Source organism: Halobacteriovorax sp. RT-2-4, from assembly GCF_047085445.1.
Lineage (GTDB): Bacteria > Bdellovibrionota > Bacteriovoracia > Bacteriovoracales > Bacteriovoracaceae > Halobacteriovorax_A.
This window is the reverse complement of the sequence record NZ_JBKIXY010000001.1, coordinates 782179-801816: the sequence shown is the minus strand read 5'-3', so window position 1 is coordinate 801816 and position 19638 is coordinate 782179. Positions and strand designations below refer to the sequence as shown.

Sequence of the window (19638 nt, the reverse complement as noted above, 5' to 3'; positions counted from 1 at the left end):
ATTCGGAAATTTTACGCTATTCTTTAGTCGTTTAGTCGGTTAATTATCGTCTCAAGCCTTTTTGTGTAGGCTTCAACTTCTTTTTTTGGATCAATTACATTATAAAGGCTTAATATCTGGATGATAGCACCTGTTAGAAATTCATGAATGGCCTGACCAGCAAGCTCAGGGTTTAGGTCTGTTGCGAGCTGCCCATCTTTTTGAGCGCTACGAACGAGGTCGATTATCCTCTGTCTACCGGTGTGAATGAGGTTGGCAGCAGTTTGTGAAACCTTCTTGTCGATAGAAGCGCGATAGTAAAGATAGAGAATCGTTTTGGCCTCATTGGGACGGTCAATGAGCCATTGGAAATTAGCAAGACAATGCTTTTTTAGTTTAGTTAAAGAAGTATCTTCTTCGCAAATTGTGCTTATTACTCTAGCGTGGTTCTTTGTAACGATAAAGTCGAGAACTCCAAGAAAGAGTTGAGACTTATTTTTAAAGTAGTGAAAAACTGCAGACTGGCTAACTCCAAGTGTATTTGCAATCTTTTGAAAAGATGCACCATCAATACCTTTGTGCGCCATCTGATCGATTGCTGTCTCAATGATCGCGATCTTTCTTTTTTCACCTTTAGGTGTTTCACCTACACTCATAATAAACCCTAATAACAATTCGAATTTTTACTATCATATAAACTTTCTATCGAGTTTACAAAAACTAACTTGGTTATATTAATGATAACTCAATTTCGCTGTTTTAAACTATGATAATAAGATAAAATAGGCATATGAGTGAAAATGTATTTAATTTAAAATCGAAGTTTAAGCCTTGTGGAGATCAGCCTGAGGCGATTAAAACAATTGTAGAGAAGCTTACAAGCGGCACTAAGGAACAAACACTTCTTGGTGTAACAGGTTCTGGAAAAACTTTTACCATGGCCAACGTTATCCAAAAGCTAGGAAAGAAAACTCTTATTCTCGCCCATAACAAGACTCTTGCTGCTCAACTCTATGCAGAGTTTCGTGAATTCTTTCCCGATAATGCTGTTGAATACTTTGTTTCATATTATGACTATTACCAACCAGAAGCCTATGTTCCTGGAAGTGACACTTATATTGAAAAAGACTCATCAGTAAATGATGAGATCGATAAACTTCGCCACTCGGCAACTCGTTCACTACTGGAAAGAGATGATGTGATTATCATCTCATCTGTTAGTTGTATTTACGGGATTGGTTCCCCTGATGAGTATGCGAATATGAGAGAGACTCTCTTTGTTGGAGATGAAAAAGATCGCGACGAATTTTTAAAGTCACTTGTTGCAATTCAATATGAAAGAAATGATATCGACTTTGTTCGTGGATGCTTTCGCGTTCGTGGTGATATCGTTGAAATCTTTCCGGCCCACGAGGATTCAAATGTTGTACGAGTTGAGTTCTTCGATGATGAGATTGAGAGTATTACAATTGTTGATCCTTTAAGAGGAACAAAGATACAAGCACTACAGAAGGTGACAATCTATCCAAAGTCTCACTATGTTGTTGGAGAGGAGAGAATGGAGCATGCTTTAGAGACTATTAAAGTTGAGCTTCGTGAAAGACTACAGGAATTAGAAAAACAAAATAAACTGGTAGAAAAGCAAAGACTTGAACAAAGAACACTTCTTGATATCGAAATGCTTGAAGAGATGGGCTTTTGTTCTGGTATTGAAAACTACTCGCGCCATATGACAGGAAGTGAGCCTGGTGATCCTCCTCCGACTCTCATTGATTTTTTTAGAAAAGACTTTCTTATGATTATTGATGAGTCCCATATTACTGTTCCTCAGGTTGGAGGGATGTATAGGGGAGATAGAGCAAGGAAGTTAAATCTTGTGGATTATGGCTTTAGACTTCCATCAGCACTCGATAACCGTCCTCTAAACTTTGAAGAATTTAAGACAAAGTTAGACGATATTCTTTATGTCTCAGCGACTCCTGGAAATTATGAGTTAGAGAGAACTCACGGTGAGTTTGTTGAACAAATCATTAGACCAACTGGCCTTCTCGATCCAATTATCGAAGTTAGGGATGCTACCAATCAGGTTGATGACCTCCTTGTTGAAGTAAGAAAAATCATAGAAAAAGGTCAAAGAGTTTTAATCACAACACTAACGAAGAAGTTAGCTGAAGAGCTAACTAATTTCTATCATGGTAGTGGAATTAAAGTGAAGTATCTTCATAGTGATATCGATACAATTGAGCGAGTTGAAATCATTCGCGATCTTAGACTTGGGGAATTTGATGTTCTTGTTGGTATTAACTTATTAAGGGAAGGACTTGATATACCTGAGGTTTCTCTTGTCGCAATTTTAGATGCAGACAAGGAAGGCTTCTTAAGATCTGAGAGATCACTCGTTCAGACAATTGGACGTGCCGCTCGAAATAGTGATGGTAAGGTTCTTATGTATGCGTATCAAACGACAAAATCGATGGAGCGAGCAATAGGTGAAACGAAAAGGCGTCGTGCTATTCAGATGGAGTATAATGAGGCCAATGGAATCACTCCTCAAACTATTTTGAAAGAGGTATCTGGTGGTGTTATCGAGACTCTTCGAGGAAATAAGAAGAAAGGTAAGAAGAGTGGACCTAAAGAAGTCTCGATGTCTCCTGAAGAAATTAAGAAGCGTATCGCTGAGCTTAAGCTAGAGATGAAAGAAGCTTCAAAGGATCTTCGATTTGAAGATGCAGCTAAAATAAGAGATGAAATTAAGTTCTTAAACGAATCATTTCTAGTCTTTGGCTAACTTCCGTTGTAATTGGCATACCCTTTAAGAAATTAAATAGTCCAAGAGCATGGCCATGACGAATAGAGAACTCATCTGCTTCAATTTGTTTTGTCATCTCTCCAATTTGTGACCTCATCGTAAAATGACGATAGTAGAGGTGACCTAATTCATGGAAGATAACTGCTTGGGCCATTTCGTTATCTGCTGAACGAATCAATTTTAGTAATTGAGGGTAAATAAGAACAAATGTTTTATCTCCATGTGAAGGAATAACACTTGAGTACATTCCTTGGCTTTCGAGAAAAACTAATTGTCCATATGAGGCCAAGCTCTCACATTCTTCTTCATCGAGTTGTCCAAGTATATCTTGAAAGAATCTAAAAATATGTGGATTTGAAACGATCCAGTGGTGTGCTGGATCAGAAAAGTCCACTAATGGTAGGTTTTGTTCTTCAGTATTCTTTGTAAATGTTTTCTTTATTGCGTTTATCATACAAGATTCATCGGTATGAATCTTAAATGACATCACTTTCAGCGTGTAAATGATGATTACTAGGTAAGCTTTGCCAGCTATAATCTATAAAATATTAAATAGTTACAATATAAATATGAATAATAAACGATTAAGCTTCTTTCTTTTCTCAATTTTTTTTAGCTTCTTTTTAACAAAAGAAGTATTTGCACAACAGAGAATGGAGAGGGCCGAGGCATTTATAGTTACGGCCATGCCTAGTTATTACAAGGTAATTTCCCCTGCAAAAATGAGAAATGGGAGAGTTGCAGTTATTGTTCAAAATAAAACCCTTACTCCGATTCGCGGCAAGTTTGTTGATGAGTTTGATAAGAATTTAAAATTTATTACAGTAAAGTCAGACATGGAAGTAAGTGTTGAATTTGATTTTAATACCAAGAAAAGATTTTTCTTCGTTCCACTAGATCCTGCTTTTCAAAAAATCGTCTTGAATATAGGTAAATCGGCATATGAGATTCCTTCGCAAAAATAATTCAAAGAAAACCATTATTGTAATCTCTGATGTTCATCTCGGAGCAGGCGAGTATGTTGATGGTGTAAGAAACTATCTTGAAGATTTTCACTACGATGAAGAACTTGTGGATTTTCTCGAATATTTTAGTAAAGAAGAATATTCAAATAAAGAAGTTGAATTAATTATTAATGGAGACTTCTTTGATCTTTTGGCCGTTCCTTATATCAAGGTATATGATGACGAATTTTGGTCTGAAGAGTCTTCATTAAAAAAATTAAAAATGATTCTTGAGGCCCATAAAGAAGTTATGCAGGCCCTTAATGATTTTTTGAAAACAAAGAATAAGAAAATTACTTTCATTATAGGTAATCACGATGCGGAGCTTGTTTTTAAATCACTACAGGAGCTTGTTTTATCTTACTTTGACGAAAATATACGATCAAAATTTGAAATACGTCACCTAAATGATGAGTATCGTCCTGCTGATCGAGTTGTTCTTAAGCATGGCCACGAGTATGAGATTGCTCATACCTTTGATGAAGAGCATTGTATTATCGAAGATGAGTCTGGTAAGCGCTATTTTAATCCTCCGTGGGGATCTTATTACGTCACAAGAGTAATCAATAAGTTTAAAGAGGAGCGAGATCACGTAAATGCTGTAAGACCTATCAATAAGTTCTTAATTAATGGACTTATTTACGATACATTCTTCACGCTGCGCTTTATGCTCGCAAACGTTATCTATTTCATCATGGTTCGTTCAATTTATCTTTTTAAGATAAGTGATAATTTTGGTGATTGGTTAAAACTATTCTTTAAGGAATTAGCACTCTTTCAAGATTACGAATCTCTGACTTTCGATTATCTACAGCAAGCAGAAGATACAGATGTGCTAATTGTTGGTCATACGCATGAGCCGATTTGTCGTACCTATTCTAATGGTAAGACATTTATAAATACTGGAACATGGACTCGTATGTATAATCTCGATTTTGGAAAGGGAACTGGAACGACTCAGTTAACTTTCGCTAAGATTGAAGTTATGGATAATAAAAATGATAATGAAACGAGTATTCAGGCGAATCTTCACACTTGGATGGGAAGAAATACACTTCCGTACGGAACATTTAATTAATAACTAATAATTAAAGAGATAGTATGCTTGTTACATGAGGCTTTATACGGCCGCTGTAATTGACATTGAGTCCTCTAACTCCTGCTCCAGCATCAATCATATAAACAACACTACTTAGAGATGTTTTTTCTCCGGTAATCAGTCCGTAGCTAAATTCCATGATGTGAGAGACAAACTCAAGGATCTCACTGCTTAAGCCAAGGCCTGCTTGTGATATTTGATCGGGCATTCCTGAACCATCATATTTTTCATGATGAGTATCAATGAGTTTCTTACACTCTTCACTTAACTTAATACCGCTTTGATCAATAAACATACGACTAAATTTAACATGTTTGTAATATTGCTCTCTTTGATCGTGAGTGATTTCAGTTTGATTGCCATGAATGATATTAGGCGATATTTGAGTAAGGCCAATATTTGCTAGGAATGAAGCACATACTAGGTCTGCAAGATCTTGTGGGTTATCAATCATCATTTTCTTCGCAAAGAAATAACTGAGAGCGACGATTCTATTTGTCAGATTATCTTTATTCATATGCACACCTGCAAAGTGACGTGCAAGAGATACAGTGTGGCTTATATCAATTGAAAAAAGCATGATTTCTTTTTGGGCCCTAAGTATGATAGGTAGAAAGTCATCCTTATCGATTGCTTTTGAGACCATACTGCGAAGAGGGGGAAGTGCGATATGTTCGCTTATCCTTTGTTCCTCAATAATGTCTTCGTACTCTTTTAAAATTTCAATCTTCTGCTTTGTTTCTTCAATAACTCTTGGTTCAATCTTATCGAGTTCTCCAACTGTGGCCAAATAAGTCATTCTCTGGGAAAGCTTTACTGCGATCTTACCTTTATTACTATCTTCAATATAACGTAGTAGTTCATAACTATCATTTGTTAATGGAGTATTGGCCTTTAGTGATAAATTATATGTTTTATCTTTCAAGTTGTAGACATAGAGTGAAAAAGGAAAAGTTTTAATGTCTTTTAGTGAACTTAATTTGATAAAGAAATATGCCCTCATTTCTTACCTCCAAAGATTCCTTTAAAGAGACCACTAACAGATTCTGTAATGGATGAGCTCTTTTTTGATTCAATCTTCTTAGATGCTCGATCTTCTCCACTAAGGTAGCTTCCCTTGATTACTTGTAGACATTGTTCGACTCTTTTTGGATTTTCATTTGATCTTGCAATTTCACCCTTGGAAGTCAGAAATAGAATGAAGTTATGGTATTTTCCATTTTCTATGATTGGTATGTGATAGTAGAGCAGCTCACTTTGAAATGTTGTATCATTCCAACTAGGTTTTCTCTTTGCTTTTAAAACATTCTTTATGGCCTCGAAGCGATCATCAACATCTTCATTACCTAGAATACACTCATTTTGAATATTATAAATGACGACAGTTCCAATGCAAAAAGTATTTATATATTCATTTGTGAAGCTTTTTACTGCGTCACCATCAATAACAAAATTCATCGCCTCGATAAAAAAGTTCATATCTTTTGGATCTGGAATAAAGATTGCGCCTAGGGCATCTTCAATTTCTTGTTCATTTTTCAGCCTCTCTGCTTCAGCATCGGCCAGTGCCTTTGCTTGTTGTGCTTCAAGTGCTCTTTTTCTTTCTTCTTCCTGCTTTTTTCTTGCATCTTCTTGTTGTTGCTGAATCTTTAATTGTTCTGCTAGACGATTTGCTTCTTCTCTTTTTTTAGCAGCAAGCACATCCTGAGATTCGGAGAATTTTATTTCTAATTCTTCTTTCGAACCACCTTCGTATTCAGGTTGTTTATCAAGGTTTGAGTAATCAATAGTTTGCTCGCCAAGATCACCCTTCTTTTCGTATTCAATAGTTGGTCCAGGAGGTCTTGTTACTTCTTCGTTTTCGGCCTTGTTATCTAAATTAAGATCTAAATTATGTACATTATCATACTTTTTATTTTTCTCTTTAGAGTGCGCATCGAGAGAAGCAAATAGATCTTCATTGTCTCTATTATTTGTCTGATTATCACGAGAACCATTATTCTTACTCATTGCCAGATCGGCACTGTCTTTCGATTTACCTTGGAGACCTTTCTCGTTATCAATAAGTTCATCATTAGATGAAGACTGTATTCCTTGTTGATCTCTTCCCTTAGAAGTGGTCTTATTTGACTGTAGCTCTTCTAATGTTTTCAATAAGTCATCATCAAAATCGTCATCACTATAATCAGTATCGCTTTGTGTAGGAGTAAGCTTTCCACTAAGATTTGGTCTGCTCGTTTTGCTATCATTTAAGTTTGATTTTTTTATATTATCAAGACTTGCAAAGAGGTCTTCGTCGGTATCTTTTTCATTTTCTACATTATCTAATGTTGCGGAGATGCTACCTTTAAGTGAACCATCTTTCTCATTCGATTTATTTGTCGCATTTTTAACTTTATCGAGACTTGCAAAGAGGTCTTCGTCAGTATCTTTTTCGTCTTCAATATCATCAAGAGTAGGAGATAGCTTACCTTGAAGGCTTCCACCAAGGTCATCGGCTTTATTTGCTGATTTTTTGACAGTATCAAGACTCTTGAAAAGATCGTCTTCGAAATCATCGTCTTCAATGTCATCTAATGTTGGAGATAAACTCCCCTTAAGTTGTCCACTTTGTTGGCCTGAGTTTTGTGAACTCTTTTTTACACTATCAAGACTTTTAAAAAGGTCCTCATCAAAGTCGTCTTTATCTTCATCATAGTCATCTAAAGTAGGGGATACTTGTCCTTTTAGACTTCCTCCTAGATCCTTATTTGATTTACTTGATTGCTGTTCAAGGCTTTTAAAGAGATCCTCTTCAAAATTTATCTCAGGAGTGTTGTCGGCTTTATTATTCTTTTCTAATGAGCCTTTAAGATGGCCACCTTCTTGATTATTTTGCTTTTGGTGTGCACTTAAGTCTTTTAATGACATTCCTTGTTCTTTAATTTCGTCATCATCACTATAATCTGCATATGTACTATCATCAAAGACATCCTTATTAGCTTTTTGAGGAGCTGCCTTTGAAACATTTCCCTTTAAGTGCCCACCATTATTATTTCTTTCGGCCTCTTTCTTATCTTCATAATTTCTTTCTTCGAGTGCTGCTTTATCTTCACCACTTCGAAACTCCATTTCTGCTGTTTCTTCGGCCTTCTTTAAAGATCTTAATATAAGATTTACTTTATACTCTAACGTTTTTGCAGGAACAGGTTCTTGTATATACTCTGTTAATCCAATCTTTCTAAACTTTTCTAGAGTTTTAGGAGGCACAGCTTTCGAGTTAATCAGAAGCACTTTTACATTATTTTTATGAATGAATTTTCTTAGCGGTTGAATACATTGAGCTGTCTTTTTAGGACTACAGGCAATCGTTAAAGACTGGCCGATAGTTGGGATTAGTTGATTATATTCCTCGGGACTTTCAACTTCATATATTTCGATACCCTCTGCTTCTGCAGATGCCTCAATAGACTCTTTTAGCTTCTTTACTGCTTCAGTAAGAGGCTCAAGAAAAATGAGCGGTTTCCCTTCTTCCATATAGCTTATTATCGGTAAATCATTTAATTTATTTATGTACTTATCATTATAGAGTCCAAAAAAATTAATGATTTTCGAAACTTTCCTTAATTTTAGAAAATGTAAAAAAAAATCTAAAATAATTTAATATTTTCCTAAAGCTTTCATTTTCACCTCCGAGAAGATTCATGTTAGGTCAGAAGACTTAATTAAAAAGTTAATAAAATTCACAAGAGCAGTATGCTCATTGTTCCAATGGTCGGGACAACCCTGAGTACGGGGGGGAAATAGATCACGGAGGTATCACAATGGGTATGCGTATTAACACAAATGTAACGTCTTTAGCTGCACAAAGATCATTAGGTCTAAGCAACAACGCTCAATCAAAATCTTTAGAAAAACTTTCATCTGGTACAAGAATTGTACGTTCAGCTGACGATGCTGCAGGTCTTGCGATTTCTGAGAAATTAAAAGGGCAAATTAGATCAACTAATCAAGCAGAAAGAAACGCGAATGACGGTATTTCAATGATTCAAATCGCAGAAGGTGGTCTGAATGAAGTATCAAACATCTTAGTAAGACTAAGAGAACTATCTGTTCAATCAGCATCGGACACAGTAGGTGACACTGAGAGACAATTTACTGATCTTGAGTATCAAAACCTTAAGCAAGAGATCCAAAGAATTTCAGAAGTTACTGAGTTTAACGGAAAGAAACTTCTAACTGGTGCTGGTGATAAGTTTGATATCCAAATCGGTATTAATAATGATGATTTCCAAGATAGAATTCAATTCGATACGAATGTACTGAACTCTTCTCTGGAAAACCTAGGTGTAGCAGACCTTGAAGTTGGCTCGAAAGAGGGTGCTCAATCTGCTCTTGCAAACCTAGACTCTGCAATCGAAAGTATTGCAGGACAAAGAGCTGAGCTAGGTGCTAAGCAAAATAGATTAAATTCTACAATTAACAACCTACAGATCAGTTCAGAAAACTTAAGTGCTGCTAACTCTCGTATCAGAGACACTGACTATGCAGCTGAGACAGCGAAGAAAGCTAAGAATGATATTCTTGTTAACGCTGGTTCTTCAGTACTTGCTCAGTCTAACTCTCAAGGTGCTGCAGCTCTAAAACTAATTGGTTAATTAAAACCACTATAATTACTGCAAAAGGATTGCCCCGCGAATGCGGGGCTTTTTTGTTTGCGTGCATCCGCAGGAGCGGATGACGCAATTCAACCCAGAGGCGACCACGATGGGAGCCTTCGGGTACGGTCTTTGCATCAAACTAAAATTTCTTCGATAGTTACTGAATTGCTTATGTAAGAAGAGTCCGCAGGAGCGGATGACGCAATTCAACCCAGAGGCGACCACGATGGGAGCCTTCGGGTACGGTCTTTGCATCAAACTAAAATTTCTTCGATAGTTACTGAATTGCTTATGTAAGTAGAGTCCGCAGAAGCACAAACCACAGTTTAACTAATGCGTAAACTCAGATTGCATTTCAGTATTGATTAAAAGCTCAACACCAAGGCCATCTAGAGCATCGAGAACTTCATCAAATTGGTCTTTTACGATAGTAATAGTCTCATTATTAAAATTTTCATTTAAATGATTTTGTAATAGGGCAAGATAATTTGCCGCTTCAATACTTCCAAGAGAAATTGAATCATTGATGAGATGATTAAATTTCATATTAATGATTGATTGAAAGTTATCCCAGTCTTCTGGATTCACTTTTAAGTATTCAAGCTGATGACTAAGGTGCTTCATTCGACCTTGTAAATTTCTTGCTTGAAATTTCTTTAGTTCTAATTCATTCATCTAGACCCTCCTAGTGTTCTAGTAGGTCTATCTTAATTGATTTATTAATTGAGATGTTACAGCTTTGTTAGATGTGTGAAAACTTTGGATTAGTCGATGGCCTCAACTTGAATACCGTTCTCTTTTAGCTTCTTGGTAAATTCGCCATCACCTTCAATTAGGTTTCCTGAAAAATTCCCATCGTAAACAAGTCCAGCACCACACATTGGTGATTTTGATTTTAGCAGTGCCTTTGTGCATGAGTTTTCTAGTGCAATTTCTAGAGATCTTTGGGCCCCAAGCTCGTAGTTGATGCTGACATCATTTCCATCGATTGTGATGAGCTTTCCATCGACATTCTCTGCGGGTGGCCTTGGAGTGGGAAGGCCTCCTAGTTCTTCAGGACAGACAGCAATGGCCTTGCCTTGAGCAACGAGGTCACTTATAAGTTGTTGTTTTTTATGCTCTCCGTCATATCGACATTTTTTGCCGGCCAAGCACGCGCTTACGATCATCATATTTAACAAGAATACGTTAAAATCGTCGATTTTGCCACTGTGTGTCGAGGATTCTTGAATAATTTACAATATCATATTTGGGTATCCTATTTATGGTAAAAAATCGGACTAAATGAAGTTTTTGGAGACGAACTTTGCTTAAGGCAATAACACTTTCAATCATCTCACTACTTGTTCTGTGTTCATGTGGAACTCCAGGTGGAGAAGATGGTGCTAAAAAGAATGTTACGAGACAGACCTCGAAATTAGAGACCTCAACAAAGGTTAAATTTGACTGTTTCGAAGAGGGTCAGTGTACTGACTCATTTGTGCTATTTATTAATAGTTCAAGTGAGTTTCCTAAGTATTGTACTGGCTATATGGCCGATGAGCAGCACATGGTTGTTCCTTCTCATTGTGTGACCGATGCCAGCTGTAGTTCAATTGCAGCAAAAACAACAAACGGCCGCGTCTATCAATGTGGTGAAATTCTAGAAGATCAATCTCAATTCAACGAACAAAATACTTACAACGGAAACTTTACAACTATTAGACTCAAGGAGGCCATTCCTGGAGACTATGCCGCTGTTTCTGAAAATAAGATGAGTGATTTTAGCTATTATCAACTTTGGTTCGTTAAAAAGAAACTTGATAATACAGGTTATGAACTTAACCGTATGAGATACAACTGCCGTAAAACAAATAATAATGTTTTATTCCCAAATAATAACAAAGAGTCTTCTGCCGTTGCGATGAAAAATTGTAATATTCGTGATGATTCTATGGGGGCCGGTGTCGTTGATACGAGAACTGGTGATGTTCTTGGCCTTGTGCACGGATCAGTTAATGAGGATAAAACATTTAGGCGCTTCATGCATGGTAGAAAGGGGTCAACCCTTACGATCGCAACACCAATTAAGTGTGTGATTAAGAAATTTAATATCGCAAATTACAACTCTGATGACACTCAATATTGTGATGAACCAGTCTTTCGCCCAGGAACGGCACAGCACTCTCAAAAATTATCTCAACTTTTTAGATTTAATAATCGCAATATTAGCTATGTCTTTACGAGGTTAGCTGGAATAGGAGAGGACTTTCTTAAGTATCGTGAGTACTTTGCTTTAAGTTATGAAAGTGTTCCTTATCAATACCCAAGGGTGAGAATTTGTGAATTTCAACCTTTCTTAAATCGTAGTTACGAAATCTACGGACGTGATTTTATCACAACATGTATTGATTCTAATCTGGATATTGTGTTTAAAGAAAGTCACTTTGAAAAATCATTCTCGATTTACGATGACTTTGGAGATATTGCACTAAAAGTTTTATACAAATAAAAAAAAGGCCTTCGTTATGAAGGCCTTTTCTTTATCTAAAATAGGGCATCAAACCACATTTTACCTTCGCGTGTATTACAATCAGATTCCCATAGGTGTTTAACTTCAAGGTAGGCCTTGATTCCCTCTTCACCCATTTCTCGTCCAACACCAGATTGTTTAAATCCACCAAATGGCATTCCTGGATTTAATAAGTGATACTCATTTATCCAAATTGTACCGGCTTCAATTTCTTTGGCAATATTAAGCGCACGCTCTTCATTCTTTGACCATACAGCTCCTGCAAGTCCATAGATTGAGTTATTTGCTAGCTTGATCGCTTCTTCTTCCGTGCTGAATTTAGTAATACCTACAACTGGCCCAAAGATCTCTTCATGCCAAATTGTATTGTCTGGTGTGATTTCAAAAGCTGTCGGCTGAATATAGTAACCTTTGGCAAAGTCACCTTCAGTAATACGCTCACCACCATAGATCAGCTTTGCACCTTCTTCTTTTGTCTTATTAATATAACCCATGATTGTGTTAAATTGTTTCTCTGAAACCACTGGTCCAAATCCTGTTGTCTTCTCTGGAGTTGCACCAATTGCTACTTTTGCAATTCTTTCTTTGAACTTTGTCATGAACTCATCATAGATTCCATCTTGAACAAGTAGGCGAGTTCCCGAGTCACAAGCTTGACCTGAGTGATATAGGAATGCGTAAAGAGCGCCATCAACAGCGATATCAAGATCAGCATCGTCTAAAACGATATTTGCCGATTTTCCACCAAGCTCCATTGTCGTATTCTTAATTTCACTTGCACTTTGCTTTAAGATTTCACGCCCAACGGCCGTTGATCCTGTAAATGCTACTTTTGCGATATCCTTGTGATTAACAAGATATTGTCCTTCTTTTGCTCCACCCGTAACGATATTGACAACACCTTTAGGCACGCCTGCTTCAATTAGAACTTCTGCTAGCATCATTGCTGTCACTGGAGTTTCAACTGCTGATTTTAGAACTGTCGTACATCCTGTCGCTAAGATTGGACCAATTTTCCAACCGGCCATAACAAGAGGGAAGTTCCATGGAATAATTTGTGCACAAACACCAACAGGCTCATAGCGACGAGTATTTTTAGAAAAGCCCGCTCTTGTTGCTTTTTCATCTAATTGTTCAAACTTAAAATTTGTCGCAACCTTACTCATTACCTTAAAGAAACTTGCTGTGTTGTGAAGATCAGCGGCAGCTTTTCTAAAAGTTGAACCACTGTCTTTGATTTCTTGTTCAATGAACTCACGCTTTCTTTCTTTTAGAAGCTCTGAAACTTTAAGTAGGATTTCTCCTCTTTGGGCCGCAGTCATTTCACGCCATTCTTTATTATAGAAGGCGTTCTTTGCTGCTTGTACTGCATCTTCAAGATCCTGTGTCGAAGGAATGTGAACCTTCGCTACAAATTCACCATTTGATGGGTCGATTGAATCAACCATTTCACCCGATGACGAAGGGCGGATTTCTCCATTGATATATAATTTTACTTCATTCATATTTACTCCTATTTACAATTTTCCACGCTTAGAGAGACACCTTGACCAACACCAACACACATTGAAGCTAGACCTTGCTTAAGATTTGCATTGTCTTTCATGATATGAGTAAGTGTTGTCACAATTCTAGCACCAGAACATCCAAGAGGGTGTCCTAGAGAGATTGCTCCACCACGTAAATTTATTTTTGATTCATCAAGGCCAAGCTCGCGAATACAACCAAGTGATTGAGAAGCGAAGGCCTCATTTAGTTCTACAACATCAAAGTCAGAAATCTTCTTTCCAAATTTTTCCATTAATCTTTGAGTTGAAGCGACAGGGCCAAGGCCCATGATATTTGGGTGGATTCCGCGAACACCTGCTCCTGTTAATTTCACTAGAGGAGTTAAGTTGTGGCGTTTTAAGAACTCTTCACTAACAAGTGCCACACATGCTGCACCATCATTCATCATTGAAGAGTTTCCGGCCGTTACTGAACCATCCTTTTTAAATACTGCTCTAAGTCCTGCTAGGGCCTCTAGAGTTGTTGATGGACGAGGACCTTCATCTTTTGAAACAGTAATTGTTTCTTTTCTCATCGCTATTTCAACAGGAAGAACTTCATCGTTAAATTCTCCGTTCTCCCATGCTTTACAAGCTTTTTGGTGGGATGCAAGTGCGAATTTATCTTGGTCTTCACGAGAAATTCCAATTTTCGCCACAACTTCTTCAGCTGTCTCTCCCATGCCAAGTAAAGGAAACATCTCCTTCATCTTCTTATTTGGAAATCGCCAACCAAATGTTGTATCAAACATTTGAGAATCACGCCCAAATGGAGTTGATCCTTTAGAGATAACAAGAGGTGCTCTTGTCATACTCTCAGCACCACCAATAAGAAGGCAATCGGCCATTCCTAAATTAATGCGCGACCAACCATCAATAATTGCATCGAGTGATGATGCACAAAGACGGTTAAGTGTTACACCTGGAACTTCGTAAGGAAGGCCTCCTAAGAGAGCAGACATACGAGCAAGGTTTCTGTTATCTTCACCGGCCTGATTTGCACAGCCAACGATAATATCGTCAATTTCCTTCATGTCAAAATCAAAGCTTTGAGAGAAGTCACGAAAAAGTGTCGCTAGCATATCATCAACTCTTAGATGAGAAAGGCTTCCACCAAGTTTTCCAATAGGTGTTCTTTTTGCGTAGACAAGGTACGCATCTCTATATTTAAGTGTCATAAATTCATCCTAAGTAGGCGAGACGGACGATAACGTGCATCTCCTGTGATTTCACGTAATTCTTCTAGCAGAATTAAGATTTTTTCAATTCCAATTTTATCGGCCCATTCAAATGGACCTAGTGGATAGTTCACACCAAACTTCATTGCCTTATCAATATCCGAATTTGAAGCCAAGGCTTCTTCTTTAGCAAAGTATGCTTCATTAATAATTTGTGAAATAACTCTAGGGTATGTGAATCCAATTCCAATGTGATTGACGATTTCAAGATCAAAACCGAGTTTTTTGAAGACATCAAATGCAGCTTCTTCAATAGAATCATCTTTCATATAGAATTCAAAACAGCTTTTTGGAGAGTAGAAGGCCGCTGCTACAGCGCCAAGTACATTTTCGTATTGACCAATTAAATACTCGCCCCAGTTGACCGTTAGATCTGAAACGATTGGGCCATCAAAGACAATATCTAAGTGTTCGTATAGGTCCATCTTTGAGTTGCGATCAAAACAAGTAAGATCAACAATTAAATCAGTCTCATCAAAATCAACACCATCTAGTGTGTTGATGCTATACGGATCAACAACAATTGAAGGATATTCACTTCCAAGAACATTTTTGTACAGAGGGTGGTTATCACTTACTAAAATAGTTTTATTCATAACGATAGAACCCCTCTTTAACTTTGCGTCCAATACGGCCACTATCAACCATTTCACGTTGAATCTTGTGTGGCCTAAAACGTGGTTCATAATAGTATGACGCCCACACAGATTGAGTGACATCATAGTTGACATCAATTCCGATAAGATCCATTAACTCAAATGGGCCCATTCTAAATCCACCTACATTTTTCATGACACGATCAATTTCTGCGACCTGCTCTTGATTATAGTTTTCTAGGCGGTGAAAGCTCTCGCCGTAAAAATTTCTGGCAACACGATTAACGATAAAACCAGGAGAATCCTTGCATAATGCAGGCTTTTTTCCATAGCGCTCAAACCAGTCATAAAGGGCATGGGCCTGATCTTTACTACTCCATGGTGTTTCAATAATTTCAACTAACTTCATTAAAGTTGCAGGATTGAAGAAGTGTAGACCTAAGAATTTTTCTTTACGAGGTTTTGATAAGTCTTTTGCCATTTTAGTAATTGGAATAGATGAAGTATTAGATGCAAAGATCGTTTTTTCACTCATGATCTCATCAAGACGAGCAAAAACTTTTTTCTTAATATCTAAGTTTTCAACAATGGCCTCAATCACAAGGTCGTGATCGATTTGGTGCTCATTCATCTCAACGATATTTAAATTCTTTTTAAAAGCCGTGATTTCAGCGGAGTCAAATTTACCTTTGCTTTCAAGTTTGTCCCACGAAGAGGTGATAAGATCACCACTTGCTTGGGCCATTTCAAGGTGCTGGTCTACTAATTCAACCTTCACACCGTGTTGGCAAAACCATTGGGCGATTCCTCGCCCCATAGTTCCTGCACCAATAACTAGTACACTATTTATATTCATTCAATTATTGCCTTTGTGGTTGTGCATCTTCGTCGTAGATAGGAAGAACTAGGCCCGCTTGTTCACAAAGCTCTTCTACTTCTTTTACGAAAACATCGCGAACAACAGCATTTGTTCTCTTCTTAAGTCCTAACTTAACATATAGGTCATTTGAGCGACCTTTTGTTGAACCAAATACGTTCATAACTCTTGGCCACCAGATATTTAGTCTTTCTTGTAGGAATTCTTTGTTGTCACCTTCGGCAAGGATTTTGATCCATTTGTCACCGTGAGCAAGGTGCATGATTTCTTCTTTATAGATTCCTTCGATTCCTTTTTTCCAAGGAAGGTAGCTTGAATCAAGAGTGTCTTCTAGTTGGTGGCCAGCAGCTCTATCCATTAGGAAGTTAAATAGAATAAAGTCTTCCCAGAAATTGATACCGTAGTAGAAGATATTTACACGGTAGTCATCTTTTAATCTTTGGAATCCAATTTGTGCTTCGTCTTCTGGCATTTTGAATCCAAGTTCTGACTTTTCGATATGTGAGTCAACATCTTCACCAAGACCTTTTAGAAGTCTGTAACAAACTGAAGCATGTCTCATTTCATCTTTAACGATTTGAGCAACAACAACTTTTTCTTGCATCGTTGGTGCCTTTTCAATCCATGGTGCATATCCAAGCGCCCCAGAATATTCTGAATCGTGTTGCATCCATAGAAGGTTTCTTAGGGCCTTCTTGTATAGTGGAGGAAGCTCATCTCCCTTATCAAATTTCTTACCATTTTGAATGTCTTCAAATAATTGTAGTTCTTCTTGAGTGTATTCTCTTGCTGCCATATGGCCTCCTTCTTATTTTCCTAAAAATTTTGCTTGTCTCTTTTCAAAGAATGCCGTTAGGCCTTCTTTATAATCTTCACTATTTCCCAAGAATCTTTGGTAAGCTGTTTCGCGCTCCATCGATTCTTTTGAAGTGCTATCAATTGCAACATTGATATTCTCTTTTATCGCTTTTACTGAAAGAGGTGCCATGGCATTAATTTGCCCGGCCCATGCTTTTGCATCTGTTAATGCTTCTTCACTTACTTTATTAATAAGTCCTGCACTCTCTAATTGCTCACTTGTTAAAGGAGCGTTAAAAAGGAAGTATTCCATTGCTTTTTTAGGGCCAAGTGCTTGAGTGAACATATGAGTTGATCCAGCATCTGGGCAAAGACCTAGTTTTGAAAAACCTGAAACAAACTTTATTCCTGGTTTTGCTACGATTAAGTCGCATGCAAGTGCTACGGAAACACCGGCTCCTGCAACGACACCTTCAACTGCAGCAATTACTAGTTTCTTAGATGACTTAATTGCATTAACCAGTGGGTTCCACTCAGTTTCAAGTGTTACACCAAGATCAACTGGTTTTTCTCCAGCTTGCACTGTGCGATCATTTAAATCTTGTCCAGTGCAAAATCCTTTGCCTTTTGAAGCAAGGATAATACAGCCAACTTCACTGTCGCGGTTTAGATCTCTGATGGCCTTGATGATTTCAAGTTTTGCTTCACGAGAAAGTGCGCCGTAAACTTCTTCACGGTTAATTGTGATCATACCTGTGAAGGCTTCTTTTTCGATAATAATATTCTTAAATTCAGACATTCTAATTTCCTTTGTACTCTGGTGAGCGCTTTTCTAAGAAGGCACGCATACCTTCTTTCTGGTCACTACTTGCAAAAGTTAAATAGAAATTGCGTCTTTCAAAATCAACACCATCACTAAGTGACATTTCAAAGGCCTTGTTTACAGATTCTTTGATTAACTTAATTGCAACTGGTGCCTTATTTGCGATTTCTTTTGCCGTTTCAAAAGTTTCTTGAAGTAGAGTCGTGCTAGGGACAACCTTTGCAACTAGGCCCCAGTCAAGTGCTTGGTTTGCACCAAACATTTCACCTGTCATACAAAGCATCATTGCCTTCGACTTTCCTAGAGCTCGTGTTAGGCGTTGTGTTCCACCTGCACCAGGAGTTGTCCCAATGCTAATTTCTGGTTGGCCAAATTTTGCGCTATCTCCAGCAATAATGAAATCACAGTGCATTGCTAACTCACATCCACCACCTAGAGCGTAACCATTTACGGCCGCAATGATTGGCTTTGTTATTTGAGCAAGCTGTTGCCATGAGCGGAAGCGGTTGTCATTGATTTGATCAATTGGAGTCGCTTCAACCATTTGTGCAATATCTGCACCAGCAGCAAATGCGCGTTCATCACCAGTAAGGATGATGACACGAACTTGTGGGTTATCATCAAGTTCGAAAAGCTTATCAACTAACTCTCGCATTAGGTCTGTTGAAAGAGCATTTAAAACCTTTGGGCGATTAAGCTTAACTAGGGCGATATGCTCGTGGTCGTTATATGGAAATTCACAAAGTATATTACTCATTAAAGCTTTCCTTATTAAAGAGTGATTACTTCTTCTTTAGCGAAGTGAATTGAAACAATCTCTTTAGCGAAATTAAATAGATCTTTTCCACACGCCATATTTTCTTCAGAACTCATTCCTACTTTAAAGTCATCTTTATTTTCAAAAACCATTTCTGCGATTACATGTAGATCACTTGCTCCACGAGGAGTCCCTGTGATGCGATTTAAGCGAAGCTCTTTCATACTTGGAACTTTCTTTACAAGTGGAGTATGAACTTGCGCATAGTGCTTTTCCCATGCATCGATATCGTTTGGAATTTTATAAATGGCGATTAACTTGTACATAAGTATCCTTTCTTTGAAGTTGTGTCGTGTTGTTTAAATTTTAGTTAATTAAACCAATATTGTAGGGATATGAGGGGCCCTTTGAATAGGCTAGTTGAGTCATTTTTTGACGTATTATCAGTAGTTTAGATAAAGGAAATCAATATATTAGTTTAATCTAATGGAAAATATCAGTTTCCAATGACGCTACGTGAAATACTTTCAATAATAAACATTGCCTTTAGCTTTTCGTCTATATTGCCGCATCTTAAAAATTTAATCCCGGAGTGGAAAATGAAAATATTAACAAAAGTAATTCTAGTATTAATGGCGCTGCAAGTGTCATTTGCTCTAGAAGTTTCACCAAGAGATGTGCGTGCGCACGTAATTGAATCTTTTCGCCCTTTTCATGAGGCCCATATCGTAATCAATACAGAGCGAGAAGATATTATCATTTCTAAAGAAGTTATTTGTTCAAACTTCTTATTCGAGTGCTCTGATAAGTCAGAGTATGAAGTCCTTCAAGGATTTGTAGATGTGATTAACTCAATTCGCGATCGTGCTTATAAAGCTTGGTCAGATATGACAATTGATAAAAGATGCTTTGCCTCGAAGTCTTATGAGAAACAAAGCATCTTCAATTGTATTAAGTAA

20 protein-coding genes are annotated in these 19638 nt (G+C 37.4%); 6 read left to right on the top strand and 14 right to left on the bottom strand.

Translation table 11 applies throughout. The features are described 5' to 3' along the window. Positions 1-23: 23 nt before the first annotated feature. Entirely contained in the window at positions 24-635 is a 612-nt protein-coding gene (locus ACMAYL_RS03680) for a TetR/AcrR family transcriptional regulator (RefSeq protein ID WP_412470756.1), read from the bottom strand. A gap of 134 nt (positions 636-769) precedes the next feature. Here ACMAYL_RS03680 and uvrB point away from each other — a divergent pair, with 134 nt between their 5' ends. Continuing rightward, the gene (uvrB, locus tag ACMAYL_RS03675; protein WP_103216877.1) at positions 770-2767 is read left to right on the top strand and encodes an excinuclease ABC subunit UvrB; all 1998 of its coding nucleotides are present in this window, start codon (positions 770-772) and stop codon (positions 2765-2767) included. On the opposite strand, the gene ACMAYL_RS03670 is transcribed toward uvrB, so the two are convergent. Beyond that, positions 2730-3242: a M48 family metalloprotease gene (locus ACMAYL_RS03670; protein ID WP_103216878.1), complete on the bottom strand. Its 513-nt coding sequence runs from the start codon at positions 3240-3242 to the stop codon at positions 2730-2732. The genes uvrB and ACMAYL_RS03670 overlap by 38 nt on opposite strands. Before the next feature lie 115 nt (positions 3243-3357). Here ACMAYL_RS03670 and ACMAYL_RS03665 point away from each other — a divergent pair, with 115 nt between their 5' ends. Both ACMAYL_RS03665 and ACMAYL_RS03660 read left to right on the top strand, forming a co-directional pair. Then, the gene (locus ACMAYL_RS03665; protein WP_103216879.1) at positions 3358-3753 is read left to right on the top strand and encodes a hypothetical protein; all 396 of its coding nucleotides are present in this window, start codon (positions 3358-3360) and stop codon (positions 3751-3753) included. Next, positions 3731-4870: a metallophosphoesterase gene (locus ACMAYL_RS03660; RefSeq protein WP_412462757.1), complete on the top strand. Its 1140-nt coding sequence runs from the start codon at positions 3731-3733 to the stop codon at positions 4868-4870. Before ACMAYL_RS03665 ends, ACMAYL_RS03660 begins: the two co-directional genes overlap by 23 nt. 10 nt (positions 4871-4880) lie before the next feature. Here the strand turns inward: ACMAYL_RS03660 and ACMAYL_RS03655 are convergent, their stop codons facing one another. Further along, complete coding sequence (locus tag ACMAYL_RS03655) at positions 4881-5894, bottom strand: HD domain-containing phosphohydrolase (protein ID WP_412469696.1); 1014 nt, start codon at positions 5892-5894, stop codon at positions 4881-4883. Next, positions 5891-8407, bottom strand: a complete 2517-nt coding sequence (locus ACMAYL_RS03650; protein ID WP_412470755.1) for a cell envelope integrity protein TolA — start codon at positions 8405-8407, stop codon at positions 5891-5893. Before ACMAYL_RS03650 ends, ACMAYL_RS03655 begins: the two co-directional genes overlap by 4 nt. A 287-nt stretch (positions 8408-8694) precedes the next feature. Here ACMAYL_RS03650 and ACMAYL_RS03645 point away from each other — a divergent pair, with 287 nt between their 5' ends. Then, entirely contained in the window at positions 8695-9528 is an 834-nt protein-coding gene (locus tag ACMAYL_RS03645; RefSeq protein WP_103216883.1) for a flagellin, read from the top strand. Positions 9529-9861: 333 nt separating this feature from the next. Here the strand turns inward: ACMAYL_RS03645 and ACMAYL_RS03640 are convergent, their stop codons facing one another. Continuing rightward, positions 9862-10206 (bottom strand): hypothetical protein, encoded by a 345-nt coding sequence (locus tag ACMAYL_RS03640; protein WP_103216884.1) that lies wholly within the window; start codon positions 10204-10206, stop codon positions 9862-9864. Positions 10207-10295: 89 nt separating this feature from the next. Next, positions 10296-10703 carry a DUF523 domain-containing protein gene (locus ACMAYL_RS03635; protein WP_103216885.1) on the bottom strand — a complete coding sequence of 136 codons (408 nt, stop codon included), beginning with the start codon at positions 10701-10703 and terminating at the stop codon, positions 10296-10298. Positions 10704-10837: 134 nt separating this feature from the next. On the opposite strand from ACMAYL_RS03635, the gene ACMAYL_RS03630 reads away from it, so the two are divergent. Further along, a complete protein-coding gene (locus ACMAYL_RS03630; RefSeq protein ID WP_103216886.1) occupies positions 10838-12022 on the top strand; it encodes a hypothetical protein in 1185 nt (394 codons plus the stop codon). A 35-nt stretch (positions 12023-12057) separates the two neighbouring features. On the opposite strand, the gene ACMAYL_RS03625 is transcribed toward ACMAYL_RS03630, so the two are convergent. Genes ACMAYL_RS03625 through ACMAYL_RS03590 form a run of 8 tightly spaced genes read right to left on the bottom strand, consistent with a single transcriptional unit; the run spans position 12058 to position 19005 of the window. Beyond that, complete coding sequence (locus tag ACMAYL_RS03625; protein ID WP_412470754.1) at positions 12058-13548, bottom strand: aldehyde dehydrogenase family protein; 1491 nt, start codon at positions 13546-13548, stop codon at positions 12058-12060. A gap of 8 nt (positions 13549-13556) precedes the next feature. Further along, the gene (locus ACMAYL_RS03620; protein ID WP_412470753.1) at positions 13557-14768 is read right to left on the bottom strand and encodes a thiolase family protein; all 1212 of its coding nucleotides are present in this window, start codon (positions 14766-14768) and stop codon (positions 13557-13559) included. Beyond that, entirely contained in the window at positions 14765-15424 is a 660-nt protein-coding gene (locus ACMAYL_RS03615; protein WP_158246785.1) for a 3-hydroxyacyl-CoA dehydrogenase family protein, read from the bottom strand. The genes ACMAYL_RS03620 and ACMAYL_RS03615 overlap by 4 nt, the downstream gene beginning before the upstream one ends. Next, on the bottom strand, positions 15417-16280 hold the full coding sequence (locus ACMAYL_RS03610) for a 3-hydroxyacyl-CoA dehydrogenase NAD-binding domain-containing protein (protein WP_103216890.1): 864 nt from the start codon (positions 16278-16280) through the stop codon (positions 15417-15419). The genes ACMAYL_RS03615 and ACMAYL_RS03610 overlap by 8 nt, the downstream gene beginning before the upstream one ends. 4 nt (positions 16281-16284) lie before the next feature. After that, positions 16285-17097 carry a Phenylacetic acid catabolic protein gene (locus ACMAYL_RS03605; RefSeq protein WP_103216891.1) on the bottom strand — a complete coding sequence of 271 codons (813 nt, stop codon included), beginning with the start codon at positions 17095-17097 and terminating at the stop codon, positions 16285-16287. Positions 17098-17109: 12 nt separating this feature from the next. Next, the gene (locus tag ACMAYL_RS03600) at positions 17110-17898 is read right to left on the bottom strand and encodes an enoyl-CoA hydratase/isomerase family protein (RefSeq protein ID WP_103216892.1); all 789 of its coding nucleotides are present in this window, start codon (positions 17896-17898) and stop codon (positions 17110-17112) included. A 1-nt stretch (position 17899) separates the two neighbouring features. Further along, on the bottom strand, positions 17900-18679 hold the full coding sequence (locus ACMAYL_RS03595) for an enoyl-CoA hydratase-related protein (protein ID WP_103216893.1): 780 nt from the start codon (positions 18677-18679) through the stop codon (positions 17900-17902). Positions 18680-18693: 14 nt separating this feature from the next. After that, positions 18694-19005 carry an EthD family reductase gene (locus tag ACMAYL_RS03590; protein WP_103216894.1) on the bottom strand — a complete coding sequence of 104 codons (312 nt, stop codon included), beginning with the start codon at positions 19003-19005 and terminating at the stop codon, positions 18694-18696. A 273-nt stretch (positions 19006-19278) separates the two neighbouring features. Here ACMAYL_RS03590 and ACMAYL_RS03585 point away from each other — a divergent pair, with 273 nt between their 5' ends. Further along, on the top strand, positions 19279-19638 hold the full coding sequence (locus ACMAYL_RS03585; protein ID WP_103216895.1) for a hypothetical protein: 360 nt from the start codon (positions 19279-19281) through the stop codon (positions 19636-19638).